The 19192-nt window shown below is 59.1% G+C and carries 18 protein-coding genes; 4 read left to right on the top strand and 14 right to left on the bottom strand.

Features of this window, described 5'->3' with window-relative positions:
- Positions 1-18: 18 nt before the first annotated feature.
- Positions 19-498, bottom strand: a complete 480-nt coding sequence (locus AC4LE2_RS01205) for an RNA pyrophosphohydrolase (protein WP_491823563.1) — start codon at positions 496-498, stop codon at positions 19-21.
- 140 nt (positions 499-638) lie between these two features.
- On the opposite strand from AC4LE2_RS01205, the gene AC4LE2_RS01200 reads away from it, so the two are divergent.
- Positions 639-1295, top strand: coding sequence for a histidinol-phosphatase (locus tag AC4LE2_RS01200; RefSeq protein ID WP_491823561.1), 657 nt, complete (start codon positions 639-641; stop codon positions 1293-1295).
- Between the two features lie 181 nt (positions 1296-1476).
- Here the strand turns inward: AC4LE2_RS01200 and ilvA are convergent, their stop codons facing one another.
- On the bottom strand, positions 1477-2991 hold the full coding sequence (gene ilvA, locus AC4LE2_RS01195) for a threonine ammonia-lyase, biosynthetic (protein WP_491823559.1): 1515 nt from the start codon (positions 2989-2991) through the stop codon (positions 1477-1479).
- 145 nt (positions 2992-3136) lie between these two features.
- Between ilvA and rpiA the strand changes: the two genes are divergently transcribed.
- Positions 3137-3808 (top strand): ribose-5-phosphate isomerase RpiA, encoded by a 672-nt coding sequence (gene rpiA / locus AC4LE2_RS01190; protein ID WP_491823557.1) that lies wholly within the window; start codon positions 3137-3139, stop codon positions 3806-3808.
- Positions 3809-3811: 3 nt separating this feature from the next.
- Here the strand turns inward: rpiA and AC4LE2_RS01185 are convergent, their stop codons facing one another.
- From AC4LE2_RS01185 to AC4LE2_RS01175, 3 genes are all read right to left on the bottom strand, one after another.
- Positions 3812-4726, bottom strand: coding sequence for an SdiA-regulated domain-containing protein (locus AC4LE2_RS01185; RefSeq protein ID WP_491823555.1), 915 nt, complete (start codon positions 4724-4726; stop codon positions 3812-3814).
- A gap of 69 nt (positions 4727-4795) precedes the next feature.
- Positions 4796-5725, bottom strand: a complete 930-nt coding sequence (locus AC4LE2_RS01180) for an SdiA-regulated domain-containing protein (protein ID WP_491823553.1) — start codon at positions 5723-5725, stop codon at positions 4796-4798.
- Between the two features lie 89 nt (positions 5726-5814).
- Positions 5815-6480, bottom strand: coding sequence for a fumarylacetoacetate hydrolase family protein (locus AC4LE2_RS01175; RefSeq protein ID WP_491823552.1), 666 nt, complete (start codon positions 6478-6480; stop codon positions 5815-5817).
- Between the two features lie 184 nt (positions 6481-6664).
- Here AC4LE2_RS01175 and serA point away from each other — a divergent pair, with 184 nt between their 5' ends.
- Positions 6665-7894: a phosphoglycerate dehydrogenase gene (gene serA / locus AC4LE2_RS01170; protein WP_491823550.1), complete on the top strand. Its 1230-nt coding sequence runs from the start codon at positions 6665-6667 to the stop codon at positions 7892-7894.
- Between the two features lie 101 nt (positions 7895-7995).
- On the opposite strand, the gene AC4LE2_RS01165 is transcribed toward serA, so the two are convergent.
- The gene (locus tag AC4LE2_RS01165; protein WP_491823548.1) at positions 7996-8619 is read right to left on the bottom strand and encodes a 2OG-Fe(II) oxygenase; all 624 of its coding nucleotides are present in this window, start codon (positions 8617-8619) and stop codon (positions 7996-7998) included.
- Between the two features lie 150 nt (positions 8620-8769).
- Here AC4LE2_RS01165 and AC4LE2_RS01160 point away from each other — a divergent pair, with 150 nt between their 5' ends.
- Positions 8770-9504 (top strand): hypothetical protein, encoded by a 735-nt coding sequence (locus AC4LE2_RS01160; RefSeq protein ID WP_491823547.1) that lies wholly within the window; start codon positions 8770-8772, stop codon positions 9502-9504.
- 19 nt (positions 9505-9523) lie between these two features.
- Here the strand turns inward: AC4LE2_RS01160 and bipL are convergent, their stop codons facing one another.
- The 8 genes from bipL to AC4LE2_RS01120 form a co-directional block, all read right to left on the bottom strand.
- Complete coding sequence (gene bipL, locus AC4LE2_RS01155; RefSeq protein ID WP_491823545.1) at positions 9524-10459, bottom strand: phospholipase BipL; 936 nt, start codon at positions 10457-10459, stop codon at positions 9524-9526.
- Positions 10460-10528: 69 nt separating this feature from the next.
- Entirely contained in the window at positions 10529-11425 is an 897-nt protein-coding gene (locus tag AC4LE2_RS01150) for an ABC transporter permease subunit (protein WP_491823543.1), read from the bottom strand.
- Positions 11422-12303 (bottom strand): ABC transporter permease subunit, encoded by an 882-nt coding sequence (locus tag AC4LE2_RS01145; RefSeq protein ID WP_491828018.1) that lies wholly within the window; start codon positions 12301-12303, stop codon positions 11422-11424. The genes AC4LE2_RS01150 and AC4LE2_RS01145 overlap by 4 nt, the downstream gene beginning before the upstream one ends.
- Before the next feature lie 32 nt (positions 12304-12335).
- On the bottom strand, positions 12336-13478 hold the full coding sequence (gene potA, locus AC4LE2_RS01140; RefSeq protein WP_491823541.1) for a polyamine ABC transporter ATP-binding protein: 1143 nt from the start codon (positions 13476-13478) through the stop codon (positions 12336-12338).
- Between the two features lie 54 nt (positions 13479-13532).
- Complete coding sequence (locus tag AC4LE2_RS01135) at positions 13533-14627, bottom strand: polyamine ABC transporter substrate-binding protein (protein WP_491823540.1); 1095 nt, start codon at positions 14625-14627, stop codon at positions 13533-13535.
- Between the two features lie 165 nt (positions 14628-14792).
- Positions 14793-15890, bottom strand: a complete 1098-nt coding sequence (locus AC4LE2_RS01130; protein ID WP_491823538.1) for a polyamine ABC transporter substrate-binding protein — start codon at positions 15888-15890, stop codon at positions 14793-14795.
- Between the two features lie 140 nt (positions 15891-16030).
- Positions 16031-17395: an aspartate aminotransferase family protein gene (locus AC4LE2_RS01125; protein ID WP_491823537.1), complete on the bottom strand. Its 1365-nt coding sequence runs from the start codon at positions 17393-17395 to the stop codon at positions 16031-16033.
- Between the two features lie 44 nt (positions 17396-17439).
- A complete protein-coding gene (locus AC4LE2_RS01120; protein WP_491823536.1) occupies positions 17440-18798 on the bottom strand; it encodes a glutamine synthetase family protein in 1359 nt (452 codons plus the stop codon).
- Positions 18799-19192: the final 394 nt, after the last annotated feature.

Raw genomic sequence — 19192 nt, 5'->3', positions numbered from 1 at the left:
CGGGGTCGAACTCCGTCGTCAGTCGCGCGATAAGAGGCGTGGCGCCAGCTCTTTCAATGCGCGGCGATACACCTCACGCTTGAAAGTCACTACTTGGCCCAACGGGTACCAGTAGCTCACCCACCGCCAGCCGTCGAACTCCGGCTTGCCGGTCAGGTCCATTCTTACCCGCTGCTCGTTGGACACCAGGCGTAACAGGAACCACTTTTGTTTCTGGCCGATGCACAACGGTTGGCTATGGGTACGCACCAGCCGCTGGGGCAGGCGGTAGCGCAGCCAGCCGCGCGTGCATGCCAGGACCTCTACGTCTTCGCGGTCCAGGCCCACTTCTTCGTTCAGCTCGCGGTACAAGGCCTGCTCGGGCGTCTCTTCGGGGTTGATACCGCCCTGAGGGAACTGCCAGGCATCCTGATTGATCCGGCGGGCCCACAGCACCTGCCCGGCATCATTGGTAAGAATGATGCCAACATTGGGTCGGAATCCATCGGGGTCGATCACGGTGGCAACCTCGCAAACGCATGTTCAGGCATTGTTCCACAAAGCCCGGCAGGGCAGCAACGAGGCTTATGGCCTTATGTGCAGCAATAATAAAAGGCCGTATTCTGTAAGCCATTTTTACCTTCAATGCGAGTGAATTCATGCGTCTGGCCTTATTTGACCTCGATAACACGCTGCTGGGTGGTGACAGCGACCACGCCTGGGGCGATTACCTGTGCGCGCAAGGCATCTTGGACCCTGTGGAATACAAGCAGCGCAACGACGCCTTCTATCAGGATTACCTGGCTGGCAAACTTGACCTCCAGGCCTACCTGGACTTCAGCCTGGAGATCCTCGCCGCGACCGAGCCAGCCCAACTGCGCGCATGGCACGAGGCGTTCATGACGGCCTGCATCGAACCGATCATCCTGCCAAAGGCCTTGGCATTGCTTGAGCATCACCGCGCTGCGGGCGACAAGCTGGTCATCATTACCGCTACCAACCGCTTCGTGACCGGCCCGATCGCCGCACGCTTGGGGGTGGAGACCTTATTGGCAACGGAATGCGAGATGGACGGCGAGCGCTATACCGGCCATAGCACCGGCGTGCCGTGCTTCCGAGAAGGCAAGGTGACGCGCCTGGAACAATGGCTTGACGAGACGGGCCTGAGCCTTGAGGGCAGTTATTTCTACAGTGACTCGATGAATGACCTGCCGCTGTTGGAACGAGTGGAACATCCTGTGGCGGTGGACCCGGACGCCGTACTCCACGGCGAAGCCATGCGCCGCGGCTGGAAGGTGATTTCGCTGCGGGATTGATAACTGCGCCAGATTTGCTTTCTACTGTTTACACTCGTTGGAGACAACACCAGTTGGCGAACAGCAAGCGCAAAAGCGTGTAACCGCTTTCGCCAACTGGCGTTGTCTCCCACAGGGGCCGTGTTTAAACCCGATAAACCGTTCGCCCAAACATCGCGCCTGCAACATGAAGGGCAACGCTCTACCCCATGAACAACCGGTACGCCGGATTATCGGTTTCATCCCAGAAGGGGTAGCCGATGTCCTCAAGGGCTGCATACACCTGATCGCGCTCGGCCATCGGCACCTGCAGCCCCGCCAGCACGCGCCCGTCAGCGGAGCCATGGTTGCGGTAGTGGAACATCGAGATATTCCATCGCCCGCCCAGCTTGTTCAAAAAGTTGAACAAGGCACCCGGGCGCTCCGGGAACTCGAAGCGCAAGACCATTTCATCGCTCACCTCCACCGCATGGCCGCCGACCATGTGGCGAATGTGTAGCTTGGCCAGCTCATTGTTTGTGAGGTCCTGAACAGGGAAGCCCTGTGCCGTCAGGCTGGCGATCAGGGCCGCCCGAGGGTCGCGCTCAGGGTGAGTTTGCACACCGACGAAAATGTGCGCCTCGTGGCCACTGTGGTAGCGGTAATTGAACTCCGTAATCTGCCGCTTGCCCACGGCCTCGCAGAACGCTTTGAAGCTGCCAGGCCGTTCAGGGATGGTCACCGCGATGATGGCCTCGCGGCCCTCGCCCAGCTCTGCTCGCTCTGCCACATGACGTAAACGGTCGAAGTTCACGTTCGCGCCAGAGTCAATGGCCACCAGGGTTTGCCCGGTTACACCATAGGTTTCAACGTACTTTTTGACGCCCGCTACGCCTAACGCGCCCGCAGGTTCGGTAATGGAGCGGGTATCGTCGTAGATATCCTTAATAGCCGCGCAGATTTCATCGCTGCTGACGGTGATGACCTCATCCACATAACGCCGGCAAATTTCGAAGGTGTGATAACCGATCTGCGCCACGGCCACGCCGTCGGCGAACAACCCTACTTGGGGCAGCACCACGCGCTCACCTGCCGCCATGGCGGCTTGCAGGCAATTGGAGTCTTCCGGTTCCACGCCTATAATTTTTACCTCCGGGCGCAGGTACTTCACATAGGCTGCAATCCCCGCGATGAGACCACCACCGCCAACGGGTACGAATATCGCGTCGATAGGGCCCCGGTGCTGGCGTAGGATCTCCATGGCCACGGTGCCCTGGCCAGCAATGGTATCGGGGTCGTCATAGGGGTGGATGTACACATAGCCGTGCTCTTCCACCAACCTGAGTGACCAGGCCAGGGCTTCCGGAAAAGAATCGCCGTGCAACACCACCTTGCCACCCCGGGAGCGCACCCCTTCAACCTTGATCTCCGGGGTGGTTTCAGGCATGACGATCACAGCCTGCACGCCCAGTTCGCGGGCGGCCAGCGCCAAGCCTTGGGCATGGTTGCCTGCCGATGCCGTGACGACGCCGCGGCTGCGCTCTTCGGGGCTCAGTTGAGACAGCTTGTTGTAGGCGCCGCGTATCTTGAACGAGTACACCGGCTGCAAGTCTTCGCGTTTGAGCAACAGCTGATTGCCCAGCCGCTGTGACAGCTGACTGGCACGTTGAAGGGGCGTTTCGACCGCGACGTCGTAGACGCGCGAGTCCAGGATCTTCTTTACGTATTGTTCGAGCATGGCGCACGGTCACTGCTAACGACAACGGGTCAACGAGTCTACCCCAGCGCTCTCCCTGGCTACTACATTCAAGGGGAGGTTTCCGCCGCCTGTATGGCTATAATGCTGGCCTTTTTCGAACACCAGCTGCTTGCGGAGCGCCAGCATGACCCAGGACCAACTCAAACAGGCCGTTGCTCAGGCAGCCGTGGACCACATTCTGCCCGGCCTGACCGACAAGAGTGTTGTCGGCGTGGGCACAGGGTCTACCGCCAACCTGTTCATCGACGCGCTGGCGCGGCATAAAGGTGCATTCGATGGGGCAGTGGCCAGCTCGCAGGCTACGGCAGCACGGCTCAAGGCACATGGCATTCCGGTGTATGACCTCAATGCCGCCGGCGAGCTGGAGTTCTATATAGACGGCACGGATGAAACCGACGAGCACCTGCACCTGATCAAAGGCGGCGGTGCGGCGCTGACCCGCGAGAAAATCGTCGCCGCCGTGGCTCGCACCTTTATCTGCATCGCCGATGATTCCAAGCGGGTGCCCGTGCTAGGCGGGTTCCCATTGCCGGTCGAAGTAGTGCCGATGGCCCGCAGTCACGTGGCCCGTGCCTTGGTAGGCCTGGGGGGCGACCCCGTTTACCGCGAGGGGGTACTCACGGACAACGGCAACATCATCCTGGATGTGCATAACCTGTACATCACCGACCCCGTCGCGTTGGAGGCAAGCATCAATCAGATCGTGGGGGTAGTGACCAACGGGCTGTTCGCTGCCCGCCCTGCCGACCTCCTGCTGCTAGGGACGGCCGGCGGGGTTAAAACGTATCGCCGCTGAGCATTACTCAGCGGGCTGCGGCTCGAACCGGTAAAAGAGGTTAGGTTCGCTGACAAGGTACAGGGCACCGTCGTTGTCCATGGCGATGCCCTCGGCCTGCGGCACCGTTTTCTTCAGCCCGGCAGCACCTGATACCAGGGACAGGCTGCCTACAGGTTTGCCATCCGACGCCACCTCGACGATAACCCTGGACTCATCCGACACCACTAACAGGTGCCCGGTAGCCGGGTCGAATTGAAGGCTGGAAATGTCCCGCACGAATAGCGCGCTGTCGCGCTTGGGGTCTTCGTTCACTTCGATGTCTACCGTTGCACCGGCACCCTGATGGGGGAAACCCCGCACCTCGTAGATACGCACCGGGTCACGCTCTTTGGCCACGAACAAGCGCTTGCCTACTGCATCGTAGGCCAGCCCTTCAAAACCCTTATTACCGTTCAAGCCCAGCCCCAGACGTAACTGGTGCCCGTCGGCTGCATTGACTACCTCACTGGCGTTGGTCACCTCAACCTGCACCAGCCGCTGTTGGCGTTCGTCGCTGATTACGAAGGTATCGGCCGCTACGTACTCGACCGCCTCTGGGTCTGCAAAGCCCAACAGTGGTATGCGCTTGAGCACTTTGCCTTCAAGGGATAGCTCTACCAATTCCGGGGTTTTGTTAGTGACGGTAAACAGGGTATTGCGGTCTGGATCGAACGTCAGCGCCGACACATCGCCGCTCAGCCCTTCGATAGGCTTGGCCTCCAGGCTTACACGGTAGTGGGTCAGCCCCAAGGCGGAGGGGGTCGGTGACACCCATTGGCGCAGGGCAAACCAGGCGCGGGCCGTGCCTGGCCATTGGGCAGCAATGCTGCCAATCAACAGTAACGCGAGCAAAAGCAGGCCAACACGGGCCCGGCGAGATGACAACGAAAGGAACATGGAAGCACCAGCAGTGGATAACCTGCTGATAAAACCACACTTGCCTGAATTTCCTATTAAGACGAGGGCTTATTGTTTCTTGAAGGTGTAAAACAGGTTCGGCTCACTGACCATGTACAGCGTGCCTTTGTCATCCATGGCCACGCCTTCGGCACGCGGGATCGTACTGCCCAGCCCGTTCATACCGCCTAGCAGGGTCATGAAGCTCACAGGCTCGCCCTGGCCGTCGGCTTCTATCAACAAGTGGGAATCGGCCGACAATAACAGCAAGTTGCCGGTACGAGGGTCGATGTTCATAGCCGACAGGTTACGCATGTCCAAGGCATTGCTCACCAGCGGGTGCTTGTCGGGCGCGATGGTGCCTGATGCGCCCTGCTTGAGCCCGAACAGCTGCAGGGGCCGCTCCTGGCCTATTAACAATTGCTGATGCCGAGGGTCCCAGGCGACGCCTTCAAACCCTTTGTTTTGGTTAGGCGAGGCGCCGAGGTCGATCTGGGGGAAGCTGGCATAGTCGAGGGAAGTAGTGCTGGCGGTAACCTTTACTTGGGTCAAGGTGTGCAGACGCTCGTCGGCAATCGCCAACTGCCCGTCCCCAATCACTGCCACGCCTTCAGGGTTGGACCAACCTACCAGGGGGATTTTACGCAGCACGTCCCCTGTCAGGCTGAGCTGGACCAAGAACGGGTGTTTGCCCGTTACTGCATACAACGTCTGGCTAGCGGCATCGTACGTGAGGTCCGACGCCTCATCTGTCTCTAAGCCTGTAATAGGGCGTGCGTCGATGCTTACTCGATAATCCGGCAGCCAGATGGCCCGCGCCTGTGTAGCCGGCGAGGAGAAATGTTCCTTGAACCATAGCAGCGCCCTGTCATCCCAGTGCAGAACGGCCATGACCGCGTAAGTCATCAGCAACAAGGCAATGCCAAGCAAAAGCCTGCGCCGACGCCTAGGCGTACGCCGGGTTGCACCGGCGATGGGCGCAGTGACTGTGCTGGGCATGATGGTACCTTTGGTCGGGGCAGAGCTGACGCATTATCCGCACGTTATGTGAAAAAAATGGAAAACCCTGGCACGTGGCTTGCGCCTGTTTACAGCACGCGGGTTTTCGCGCTGATTGCACCGGGAAGCTCGATCACCAACTCATCCCCTACGGCTAACGGCCCTACACCTGCGGGCGTACCCGTCAAGATCACATCGCCGGCCAGCAGTGAAAACTGAGCCGCCATGTGCTGGATCATGGGCACGATGGGGTTGAGCATCAATGAGCTATTGCCGTCCTGGCGTACCTCACCGTTAAGGGTCATGCGGACCGGAATGTCAGTGACATCACTGAAGGTGCTTGCTGCCACGAAAGGGGCCAACACGCAGGCGCCATCGAACGACTTGGCGATTTCCCAGGGCAGGCCTTTTTCTTTGAGCTTGGCCTGAACGTCCCTGAGGGTAAGGTCCAGGGCCGGCGCGTAGCCAGAAATGGCGTCCAGTACTTCTTCTTCAGTAGGTGCATTGGACAGTGGCTTGCCCAGCAGCACAGCAATCTCGGTTTCGTAATGCACCGAGCCACGCTCTGCCGGAATCTTGAAGCCTCCCTCGGCGGGCACCACGCAACTGCCCGGCTTGATGAACAGCAACGGCTCGGTGGGAACAGGGTTGTCCAGCTCTTTGGCATGTTCGGCATAGTTGCGGCCGATGCAGACCACTTTCCCTACCGGAAAATGGATGTGGGTACCGTCGGCATACTGGTGCTGGTAGCTCATCAACGACTCCTGAAACGGGCCTGGAACCCGCGGTTGGCTCATGCGGCGCCTGAGCCAGATTCACGTCTGGGACGGGCGGTGAGGAAGACGATCATGCTAGCATACGCCCCCGCTGTGGCGCTGCCAGCGAGCGCGGCGGGCGCTTCCTTCCCTGCCATTTTTTTTCGGAACCAGGTTTAAGCAGATGAGCAAGACTTCTCTCGACAAGAGCAAGATCAAGTTCCTTCTTCTCGAAGGCGTACACCAGACTGCCGTGGATACACTCAAGGCGGCCGGTTACACCAACATCGAGTACCACCCCAGCTCCCTGCCCGAGGCGGGCCTGAAGGAAAAGATCGCCGACGCCCACTTTATCGGCATTCGCTCGCGCACTCATCTGACCGAAGAGGTGTTCGACTGCGCCAAAAAGCTGGTCGCCGTAGGCTGCTTCTGCATCGGCACCAACCAGGTAGACCTCAGCGCCGCCCGCGAGCGCGGCATTGCAGTCTTCAACGCTCCTTATTCCAACACCCGCTCTGTGGCTGAGCTGGTGCTGGCAGAGGCAATCCTGCTGCTGCGCGGCATCCCTGAAAAGAACGCGTCCTGCCACCGGGGCGGCTGGATCAAGAGCGCGGCCAATTCGTTCGAAATCCGTGGCAAGAAACTGGGCATCGTCGGGTACGGTTCCATCGGTACCCAGCTGTCAGTATTGGCCGAAAGCGTGGGCATGCAGGTGTTTTTCTATGACCCCCTGACCAAGCTGCCCCTGGGCAATGCCATTCAGGTGCCCACCCTCAAAGAACTGCTGGGCATGACGGACATCGTGTCGCTGCACGTGCCTGAGTTGGCGTCTACCAAGTGGATGATCGGCGAGGAAGAAATCCGCGCCATGAAGAAAGGCGGCATCCTTATCAACGCAGCGCGCGGTACCGTGGTCCGCCTGGAAGCCCTGGCCGAAGCCATCAAGGACAAGCACCTGATCGGCGCCGCCATTGATGTGTTCCCGGTAGAGCCTCGTTCAAACGATGACATTTTCGAGAGCCCGCTGCGCGGCCTGGACAACGTAATCCTTACACCCCACATCGGTGGCTCCACGGCCGAAGCTCAGGCCAACATCGGCCTTGAAGTGGCAGAGAAGCTGGTCAAGTACAGCGATAACGGCACTTCGGTGTCTTCGGTCAACTTCCCCGAAGTGGCCCTGCCGGCGCACCCAGGCAAACACCGCCTGCTGCACATCCACGAGAACATCCCTGGCGTGCTGAGCGAAATCAACAAGGTGTTTGCCGAGAACGGGATCAACATTTCCGGCCAGTTCCTGCAAACCAATGAGAAGGTCGGCTACGTGGTAATTGACGTGGACGCCGAGTACTCCGACCTCGCACAGGCCAAATTGCAGCAGATCAAAGGCACCATCCGCAGCCGCGTGTTGTTTTAACCCCTATTCGCTAACTTTGTTGGCTCCTACACAAGCGTGCAAACACACGCCCTCGTAGGAGCCAACAAAGTCGGCGAACAAGGGCTTTCCGCTCATCGGCCCTATAACACCCCTTCCCCACGCCTGCGAAACCAGCCGGTGAGCGATAGCCGTTGGCGGCGGGCGGGTAGCACTTCGTGAGGTATGCGGTCCGATAGGAAAGTGATCAGGGCCCCGCCGGTGGGGATCACGTCATGGATGCGGTCGTTGGGCAGGTACAGGCGCAACTGGCCGCCATCTGCGGGTAGCCAGGCTGAATTGAGGTACAGCACCGTAGACACCATGCGCCGGTCATCATCGTTGAAACGGTCCACATGACGCCGGTAGTAAGCCCCCTCTGGATAGCAGGCAAAGTGCGCTTCGAAGTCCTCCAGCCCAAGGTAGAGCGCTTGGTTCAGGCCTTGGCGGATGCCTTCCATGACCGCGAGGTAGCGGTCGATGGCGCTGCTCTGGCCAGGTTCTATCCATTCGATGGCATCGCCCCGTATAGCCTCGCGCACTTGGGCGCCAACGCCCCGGCCGGTCGCGGCAGGCACTAGCTGGCCAGCCTCCGCGCGCATACGGCACTCCTTGCCTAGCTCAAGGGTGAGTACTTCGGGCATGAAGACGTTTTGCTGCGACCAGCCGTGTTCGGCCAGGTCTGAGGCAATCGAGGAGAACAGCGGGTGCGTGGGGGAAAGGTTCATGGCGCATGGTAGCGACCCCTGGACCAAACCAACAGTGACCGAGCACGTCAATGATCAGGCAAGCGTCGAGTTCATCGGGCGCCGTCTCGTCTCTCTCGACAAATGCCGCCTTCGGCACGGACAATAGCGCCCTGCCGACAGGAGTCCTCCATGCGTCGTTTTCTTTGCGTTGTGTTGCTGTTCTGCGCCTTGCCGGCCTGGGCAGACACACACGACGAGCTGTACAAGGCTGCCGGCTGGCCAGAGCAACGTGTTCATTTCACCGATGCGCTGCGAGCGGCTCAACAACGCTATCAAAACAGCCTGCCCCCTGCGGTCTTCCAGGCGTTGGTTAACAACAGTGGACAGCGCTTCTCGTCACAGGCTGTGGACCAGCGCGCAGAGACCAGCCTACGTAAGACACTGGCACGCCCTCAGCCCGCACTTAGCTTTTTTCAGTCACCGCTGGGTCGCAAGATAGTGGCGGCCGAACTGCTTGCCACCCGCTCAGATCAACTGGCCCGAAATGCCCAAGGCTTGCCCAAGATGCAGGCCAGTGACACGCGCCAACTGCTCATCGGCCATTTGGCCCGTGCCCTCCCCGCCAAGGAGGCTGGTGCGGAAGTCACCCTGGCCATTGCTGGCGTCGCAGCAGACAGCCTCAGTTCGATGATTCCAGGCCTGTTGGGCGGTGGCTCGCCCCAAGGGCTACTGGATGGTCAACGCGAACGCATTCAGCAGCAAATCAGCATCGACCTGGATAACACACTGCTGTACGTCTACCGAGGCCTGAGCGAACCCGAGCTGGAAGAATTCGTAGCCTTTGCTGAATCCGCTGACGGGCAAGCCTATTACCAGGCAGCGCTAGCGGCGGTAAGGGCGGGCCTGGCGGTCGGCACACGCTGATAGCCAGGGTGCTGGCTGCTCAAAGGTATTGTTCCAAAAAACCCAGGTAGGCCGCTCTAATCGACAAGGTTTCATTAGCCAGGTGATGCCGTGCCTGGGGCAGCCGCAGCACCGCCGGCTGCTTGAACTTCGCCTCCAGCACACGCAGGTTGTGCCGCCAGTCCACCGTCATATCCTGCTCACCCTGAACGATCAGCGGCGTTAACCCGCAGGCTGGGGCCGCCTCTATGTGGGTAATCCAGCGGCTCAGCGCACCGACCCACGCCGTTGGAAGGCGCAGTGGCTGCAAGGGGTCTGCCTGCAGGAAGGGTAAAAATGCCGGGTCGTTACTGTTTTCACTGAAGCGACGCGCAATGCCATCCACGAAAGGGTTGAGCAAGTGGTAGCTAAGCTTGGACATACGCCACGCGCGCGGCCGCACCAAGGGCGCCAGTAGCATCACGTGACCGTCTACCGGGCTGCTGGCTGCGTGTAAAGCATGGTCAATGGCGATGGCGCCGCCGGTGCTTTGGCCCAGCAGGTGCCAAGGCTTGGGTAGCCCCAAGGCCTTGGCTTGTGCGAACAAGCCGTCAAGCGTGGCCTGGTAGTGGGCAAAGTCTTCAATGCTGGCACGCGCCCCACTGGACAAACCATGCCCTGGCAGATCGCACGCCACCACCGCCAAACCACAGCCTAGGCCCCACTCGATCAAGTGCCGGAACAACCCCATGTGATCGTAGAACCCATGCAGCAGCACTAGCGTGCCTCGAGGCTGCGGCGGTATCCAGGCCTGGCACACCAGTTCGAACCCTTTGACCTCGAACAGGCCCAGATGCGTATCGAACAGTACGCCGTCGTCTGGAAAATCCAGCCCGTAGAAGCGTTGATAGGCGGCAGCGTGCTCGCTTAGAGGGTTCGCTTCGCTCAGTAGACGAAGGCCGGCGCGAAGGGGAATGGAATGAAAGGCTGCGGTCATAAGGGTCACCCCGGAGTGATGGGTAACCCTACCGCTGTTGCTGGCCGGCAAACAAGCCTGTCGGCAGCCCTAGACCGAAGCCGTCTCTACCTTGGCCCGCCTTGGATCAGGCTGAGACGAGGTGCCCTGTGCGGCTTCTTCGATGGCCTGTTGGATGGCACGACGGCGGCGCTCTTCAGCGCGACGGCTGAAGAACCACACCAGGAAGGTGAAGATCGACACCACCAGAAGAATCAAACTGGCGATGGCGTTAATCTCCGGCTTCACCCCCAAACGTACCTGGGAGAAGACTTCCATGGGCAAGGTGGTAGACCCAGGCCCTGCCACGAAGCTGGCCAGTACCAAGTCATCGAGGGACAACGCGAAGGCCATCATGCCGCCTGCAGCCAGTGACGGTGCGATCATCGGGATGGTGATCATCAAAAATACCTTCCAGGGCCTGGCGCCCAGGTCCATGGCCGCCTCCTCGATAGACAGGTCCAGCTCACGCAAACGGGCCGACACCACCACGGCCACATAGGCCGCGCAGAAGGTGGTATGGGCGATCCAGATGGTGGGAACGCCGCGCTCCTGGGGCCAGCCGATGATCTGTGCCATGGCCACGAACAGCAGCAGCAAGGACAGGCCGGTAATGACTTCAGGCATGACCAACGGCGCAGTGACCAGCCCACCAAACAAGGTACGCCCCTTGAAGCGCGGCACACGGGTGAGCACAAACGCCGCCAGGGTACCCAGGATCACAGATGAGATCGCCGTGTAGGTAGCGATCTCCAATGAGCGAAACACTGCGCTCATCAGTTGGTTGTTCTCCATCAGGCCTACATACCACTTGACTGACCAGCCACCCCACACTGTTACCAGGCGCGAGGCGTTGAAGGAGAAGATCACCAGAATGACCATGGGTGCATAGATAAACAGCAACCCGGCCCACAGCATGAAGGTAGAAAACCGGAAACGGGACGTCATATCTTGCCCTCCAACTCTTTGGCCTGGCTGCGGTTGAAGAGAATGATGGGCACGATCAACAACGCCAGCATGACCACCGCCAAGGCAGACGCCACAGGCCAGTCACGGTTGTTGAAGAACTCTTGCCATAGCACCTTACCGATCATCAGGGTTTCCGGGCCGCCGAGCAGCTCAGGGATCACGAACTCGCCTACCACTGGGATGAACACCAGCATGCACCCCGCGATGATGCCGTTCTTCGACAGCGGCACGGTGATTTTCCAGAAATTGTTAAAACGGCTGGAGCCCAGGTCGGACGCCGCCTCCAACAGGCTCTGATCGTGCTTTACCAGGTTGGCAAACAGCGGCAGGATCATGAACGGCAGGTAGGAGTACACCACGCCGATGTACACCGCCAGGTTGGTGTTGAGGATCTGCAGCGGCTGGTCAATCACCCCCAAGTACATCAAAAACCCATTGAGCAAGCCGTTGTTGCTGAGCAAGCCCATCCAGGCGTAAACGCGAATAAGGATGGCGGTCCAGGTTGGCATCATGATGAGCAACAGCAGCACGGTCTGGGTTTCTTTCTTGGCCACTGACATGGCATAGGCCATGGGGTAACCAATCAGCACACAAAACAGGGTGCTGAAAAACGCCATTTTCAGCGAGCCCAAATAGGCCGCGAAATAGAGGTCATCGTCACCCAGCAGCAAGTAGTTGGCCAGGTTAAGCGCAATGTTGATCTTGCCTTCAGCGTACTGCCAGATGTCCGTATAGGGCGGGATTGCCACGTCGGCTTCGGCAAAGCTGATCTTCAGGACGATGAAGAACGGCAGCATGAAGAACAGAAACAGCCATACGAACGGAATGCCGATGACCAAGTGACGGCCGCCGGGCATCCAGCGGTTATAAACGCGCTTAAGCTTTTTGTTCATGAGCGAAGTACCACGCCGCTGTCGTCTTCCCACCACACGAACACTTCGTCGTCCCACGTTGGGCGGGCGCCGCGCCGTTCAGCGTTAGCCACGAAGGACTGCACCACCTTGCCGCTTGGCAGCTCTACGTAGAACACCGAGTGGCCGCCCAGGTAAGCAATGTCATGGACCTTGCCACGGGACCAGTTGTGCTCATTGGTCGGTTGCTCGGTAGTCACCAGCAGTTTTTCCGGGCGAATGGCATAGGTCACGCTTTTGTCTTCCGCCGCCGTACTTACCCCATGGCCTACATAGATGCTGCGCTCAAGCTCGGGCGAGCTGATGAGTACGTAGCCTTCCATGTCCTCGACCACTTCCCCGTCGAACAGGTTGACGTTGCCAATGAATTCGCACACCAGCCGGCTGGTAGGGGTTTCATAGATATCAATGGGGCTGCCGATCTGGGCGATCCAACCCAGGTGCATGATGGCGATGCGCTGGGCCATGGTCATGGCCTCTTCCTGGTCGTGGGTCACCATCACGCAGGTCACACCCACGCGCTCGATGATTTCCACCAGCTCCAGTTGCATCTCCGAGCGCAGTTTTTTATCCAGCGCGCCCATGGGCTCGTCGAGCAACAGCAGCTTGGGGCGCTTGGCCAGGGAGCGGGCCAAAGCCACTCGCTGACGCTGACCACCGGACAGTTGGTGGGGTTTGCGCCGCGCGAACTGGGTCATGTGTACCAGCTTGAGCATTTCAGCCACGCGCGCGTCGATCTCGGCGCTGGGCATTTTGTCCTGCTTCAGGCCAAAGGCAATGTTCTGCGCCACGGTCATGTGCGGGAACAGTGCATACGACTGGAACATCATGTTGATGGGCCGCTTGTAGGGCGGCATGTCAGTGATGTCCTCGCCATCGAGGTAAATACGCCCTTCAGTAGGCCGCTCAAAACCCGCCAGCATGCGCAGCAGGGTCGACTTGCCCGAACCTGAACCACCCAGCAAGGCGAAGATTTCGCCCTTGTGGATCTGCAAGGACACGTCATCCACGGCGATCGTCTCGTCGAATTTCTTCGTGACTCGATCGATCTTGACCAGCACCTGTTTGAGGTGCTGCCCGCCTTCGAGGGCTTTTTTATAGGCACTGGAGGCAACGGCCATCAACGAACTCCCAACTTTTTCGCAGACCCGCCGTCGCCAGCGGGCGTAGGTTAATCACTTGCCCGTCTTGACTCTGGTCCAGGAGCGGGTCATCAAGCGCTGAATGTTAGGCGGCAACTCATGGTTGACATACGCCTTGTCGAGCACGCTCTGAGGCGGGTAGACGGCAGGGTCTTCACTCACCGCTTTGTCCATGTCGGCCTTGGCCTGGAGGTTCGGGTTGGCATAGCCCACGTAGTCGCTCACCTGCGCAATGACCTTGGGATCTAACAGGTAATTGATGAAGGCGTGAGCTTGTTTGGTATCCGGGGCATCGGCAGGAATCGCCAGCATGTCGAACCACAGGTTGCCGCCTTCCTTAGGCACGGCGTACGCAACGGTTACGCCATTTTTGGCTTCCTTTGCGCGGTTGCGCGCCTGGAACACATCGCCTGAGAAACCTGCGGCCACGCAAATATTGCCCGAGGACAAGTCGGTGATGTATTTGGAGGAATGGAAGTAGCGAACATACGGGCGTACAGCCAGTAACTTCTCCTCTGCCTTTTTGTAGTCCTTCGGGTCGGTGCTATTGGGGTCCAGCCCCAGGTACTGAAGTACAGCGGGCATCATTTCATCAGGTGAATCGAGGAATGCCACGCCGCACTGCTGCAGCTTTTTCATGTTCTCGGGCTCGAACAGCATGGCCCATGAGTCGATCTTGTCCACGCCCAGTGCGGCCTTGACCTTGGCAGGGTTGTAGCCAATACCGTTGGTGCCCCACAAGTAGGGTACGGCGTATTGATTACCGGGGTCGTTGGCTTCTAGGCGCTTCATCAGCGCCGGGTCCAGGTTATTCCAGTTGGGTAACTGGCTGCGGTCAAGCTTCTGGAACACACCCGCCTTGATCTGCTTGCCCAGGAAATGGTTCGAGGGCACCACCACGTCGTAGCCCGTGTGCCCGGCCAGCAACTTACCCTCCAGGGTTTCGTTGGAGTCGAACACGTCATACGTGGGCTTGATGCCGGTGGCCTTTTCAAAATCAGCCAGGGTGGTCTCGCCAACATAGTCGGACCAGTTGTAAATCTTCACAGTCCCTGCTGCGTGGGCTCCCGCCGCCAGGGCTAGCCCCGCAGTGAGAGCAATCGCTTTACCAATGAGGGAGTTAGACAAGTAGAAATCCTCTCGAACGTGTGCTTCTGGCCGACGATAAGCCGGCTGAAACGCGAAACCGGCGCGCAACTTACCTTTGATACACCCGCAGGGCAAAATTATTCGTGATGTGTAGCCCAAGCGCCTGCGGCAACCTGCCCTGGCAGGCGCTTGGACCACTGGGTATTATTTGCCAGATTTGATCTTCGTCCAGCTGCGGGTCATGTCGCGCTGGGTGGCCGCTGGCAGGTCGGAGATTGCATAGAACTTAGCCTTTACCGCGTCGGTAGGGTAAATGTTAGGGTCCGACTTGATGGCATCGTCCACGAACTCAGTGGCGGCCTTGTTGCCGTTAGGGAACTGCACGGCATTGGTGATTTCCGCCATCACCTCGGGCTTGAGCAGGAAGTTCATGAAGGCGTAGGCCGCGTTGATGTTTTCAGCGTCCTTGGGAATAGCCACCATGTCATAGAAGGTACCCGCGCCTTCTTTGGGAATGGTGTAGCTGACCTTCACTTTGCCACCTGCCTCTTCGGCGCGTGACTTTGCCTGCTGTACGTCGCCTGAGTAGCCGACGGCTACGCAGATATTGCCAGTGGCCAAGTCCGAGATGTACTTGGACGAATGGAAGTAGGTGATGCTTGGGCGGATCTTGAGGAACAGGTCCTCCGCCTGCTTGATGTCGTCTTTCTTCTGGGTGTTGGTTGGCAAGCCCAGGTAATGCAAGGCCACTGGCAGCATTTCGGTAGGTGAATCCAGGAAACTCACACCGCAGGACTTGAGCTTGGCGATGTTTTCAGGCTTAAGCAGCACGTCCCACGAGTCGATTTTGTCGACGCCCAGGGCTGCCTTGACCTTCTCAGGGTTATAGCCAATACCGATGGTGCCCCACATGTACGGGAACGCATGGGTATTGCCTGGGTCGCTGGCATCACCCACGGCTTTGAGCAGGGAGGGGTCGAGGTTCTTCCAGTTGGGCAGCTTGGACTTATCCAGCTCCTGGTAAACACCCGCCTTGATCTGCTTGGCCAGGAAGTTGTTGGACGGCACGACGATGTCATACCCAGACTTGCCCGCCAGCAGCTTGGCTTCCAGGGTTTCGTTGCTGTCGAACACGTCATAGACCACTTTGATGCCCGACTCGTCCTCGAACTTCTTCACAGTGTCTGGGGCGATGTAGTCAGACCAGTTGTACACGTGCAGCACTTTATCGTCGGCGTGAGCCGCCCCGATCGAAGCTGCCAGCAGCGACATGGCGACCAGCGTCTTGCCCAATTTCTTCATACGTCATGCTCCAGATGTTTTGATAACCATGTGTTTGGGGTCACTGCTTCAACCGCGAGGCGGCAAACTAAAACCGCAAACTGACCTGGGAAGTGATCCGGCGTGCCGGTTCCCGCACGCGCCGTCGCAAAGACTAGCATTTAGCTACCAAGCGCATTAAGGGTCAGGTCCAGGCACATACGCGCCTTGCTCACTAACTCGTCGATCTCTTCCGGGGTAATCACCAGCGGCGGTGCAATAATCATGGTGTCTCCCACGGCCCGCATGATTAGCCCGTTGTCGAAACAAAACTGCCGACAGATCATTCCGACCCCCCGGCCTTCGTGCCGTTCGCGGGTGGTTTTGTCTTTCACCAACTCGATTGCGCCCAACAGGCCCAGCCCGCGCACCTCACCCACCAGCGGATGATCGGCCAGCTCCCGAAGGCGTTTTTGCAAATACGGTGCCGTTTCGCCTTTCACTCGCTCGATAATCCGCTCGTCACGCAGCAAGCGCAGGTTTTCCAACCCTACCGCTGCGGCGACCGGGTGGCCGGAATAGGTAAAGCCATGATTGAAATCACCGCCTTCGCTGATGGTACGTGCCAGTTCATCACGAACGATCACGCCGCCCATGGGCACATACCCGGACGTAAGCCCTTTGGCGATGGTCATCAAGTGGGGTTGCAAGTTGTAATAGTCGCTGCCAAACCACTCGCCTGTCCGGCCAAAGCCACAGATCACTTCATCGGCCACGAACAGAATGTCGTACTTGGCGAGGATTTCCTTGATGCGCGGCCAGTAGCTATCTGGCGGAATGATCACGCCGCCGGCACCCTGAATGGGCTCAGCGATGAACGCGCCCACCTGGTCTTCACCCAGTTCAAGGATCTTGGCTTCCAACTGGTCTGCTGCCCACATCCCGAAATCGTCTGGAGACATGTCCCCACCCTCACCGAACCAGTAGGGTTGGGCGATATGGACGATACCGGGAATAGGTAAGTCGCCTTGCTCATGCATGCCGCTCATGCCGCCCAGGCTGGCGCCAGCGACCGTAGAGCCGTGGTAGCCATTGATGCGGCTGATGATGGTTTTTTTCTCAGGTTTGCCCTTCAGTGCCCAATAGTGGCGCACTAGCCGCAGTACGGTGTCGTTGCCTTCGGAACCTGAGCCTGTAAAAAAGACATGGCTCATGCCGGCAGGCGCGACGCCCACCACGGCCTTGGCCAATTCCAGGGCCGGAGGGTGAGCCGTCTGAAAGAACAGGTTGTAATAGGGCAGCTCACGCATCTGATTGGCCGCCGCTTGCACAAGTTCTTCACGGCCGTACCCGATGGCCACGCACCACAGGCCCGCCATACCGTCGAGGATCTTATGCCCTTCGCTGTCCCGCAAATGCACACCCTGCGCTTTGGTAATGATGCGCGGGCCTTTTTGCTTCAACTGGTTGTAGTCGCTAAAGGGTGCTAAATGGTGGTCGCCACTGAGTGATTGCCACTGCTGGGTTTGTGGATTGTTGTTGCTCATGCCTATCTCCTCAGCCGGGGCGCCTGCACAGCACCCCGGTGTCGTCAGACCGCGAACAGCAGGAACTCGCGTTCCCACGAGCTGATCACCCGCTTGAAGTTCTCGTGCTCCGCCCGCTTGACCGATACATACCCGGTCACGAACTTGCGGCCCAGGTACTTCTCCACGGTCTTGCAGTTTTCCATGCGCTCCAGCGCGTCTTCGATGGTCAAGGGCAGCCTCAGGTTGCGCCGCTCGTAGCCCCGACCATGGACAGGCGCACTGGGCGGAATACCGTCGATCATGCCGATGTAACCGCACAACAGGCTCGCGGCAATGGCGAGGTACGGATTGGCGTCAGCCCCTGGCAGTCGATTTTCCACGCGCCGGTTTTGCGGCGTCGCGTCAGGCACCCGCAGGCCAACCGTACGGTTTTCCTCACCCCACTCCACGTTTACAGGCGCAGAAGTATCAGGCAGGAAGCGACGGAACGAGTTCACGTTGGGGGCGAACAGTGGCAGCAACTCGGGGATGTACTTCTGCAAACCGCCCACGTGGTGCAGAAACAGTTGGCTCATGGAGCCATCTTCGCTGGAGAAGATGCTCTTGCCGGTTTCTACGTCCACTACGCTTTGGTGAAGGTGCATGGCGCTGCCGGGCTCGCCCGTCATGGGTTTGGCCATGAAGGTGGCGGCCACGTTGTGCTTGAGCGCAGCCTCGCGCATGGTGCGCTTGAACACCACGATCTGGTCCGCCAAGGCCAGGGCACTACCATGACGGAAATTGATTTCCATCTGCGCAGTGCCGTCTTCGTGAATCAGGGTGTCGAGGTCCAGGTTTTGCAGCTCGCACCAGTCATACACGTCTTCGAACAGTGGGTCGAACTCGTTTGCCGCCTCGATGGAGAACGACTGCCGGCCGGTTTCGGGCCTGCCGGAACGGCCGATGGGCGGCTGCAAGGGGAAGTCTGGGTCGTCACAGCGCTTGGTCAGGTAAAACTCCATCTCGGGCGCGACTATGGGTTGCCAACCGCGGTCCGCGTACAGCTTGAGCACCTTTTTAAGCACGTTGCGGGGCGACAGCTCGATGGGGTTGCCCTGCTTGTCGTAGGTGTCATGGATCACCTGAGCCGTAGGCTCGATGGCCCAGGGCACGAGGAATACCGCGTTCTGGTCGGGCCGGCAGAGCATGTCGATGTCTGCCGGGTCCAGCAACTCGTAATAGATATCGTCCTCTACATAATCACCTGTCACGGTTTGCAACAGCACGCTTTCGGGCAAGCGCATGCCTTTCTCGGCAATGAACTTGTTGGTCGGCGAGATCTTGCCCCGGGTAATGCCTGTCAGGTCGCTGATCAGGCATTCAACTTCAGTGATCTTGTGTTTTTTCAACCAATCGGTGAGCTGGTCGAGGTTGGTACTCATAAATACCTCAGGGGTAGAGGCCCTGACCTGAAGGGCCAAGGGTGTTTGGTACGAGCGCTGTTAACCCATTGCGTAGCCTGTTGGCGGGCCCATGCAGTGTGGAGGTCCTGCGGGCGCACTGCCGCCCTGGACTGTCAAAAGACGAACAGGTACGCGGCGGCGACTTCTGGCAGTATGGTAATACGAAGCTGAGAAGATTCGTGATGCACGCTAGGCTTGCCAGAGGCGCGGTAGTGATAGGGCCCGTGCAGGCGTTCCCGGGCGCTGTTGGCCATGCGGTTGCCTGTGCTGAAAGGGCGGGGCCAGCGTGAACCATAAGGGGTTGGCGGGCAGCGCCATGGCGTGTAGCCACTCGCGTACCTCTACCGTCTGCCAACCGGGCAATAGCGCCAGT

The sequence above is a fragment of the Pseudomonas sp. 9.3L genome (genome assembly GCF_058536285.1).
Note: the sequence above shows the minus strand (reverse complement) of the source record. Positions and strands in the feature narration are given on the sequence as shown.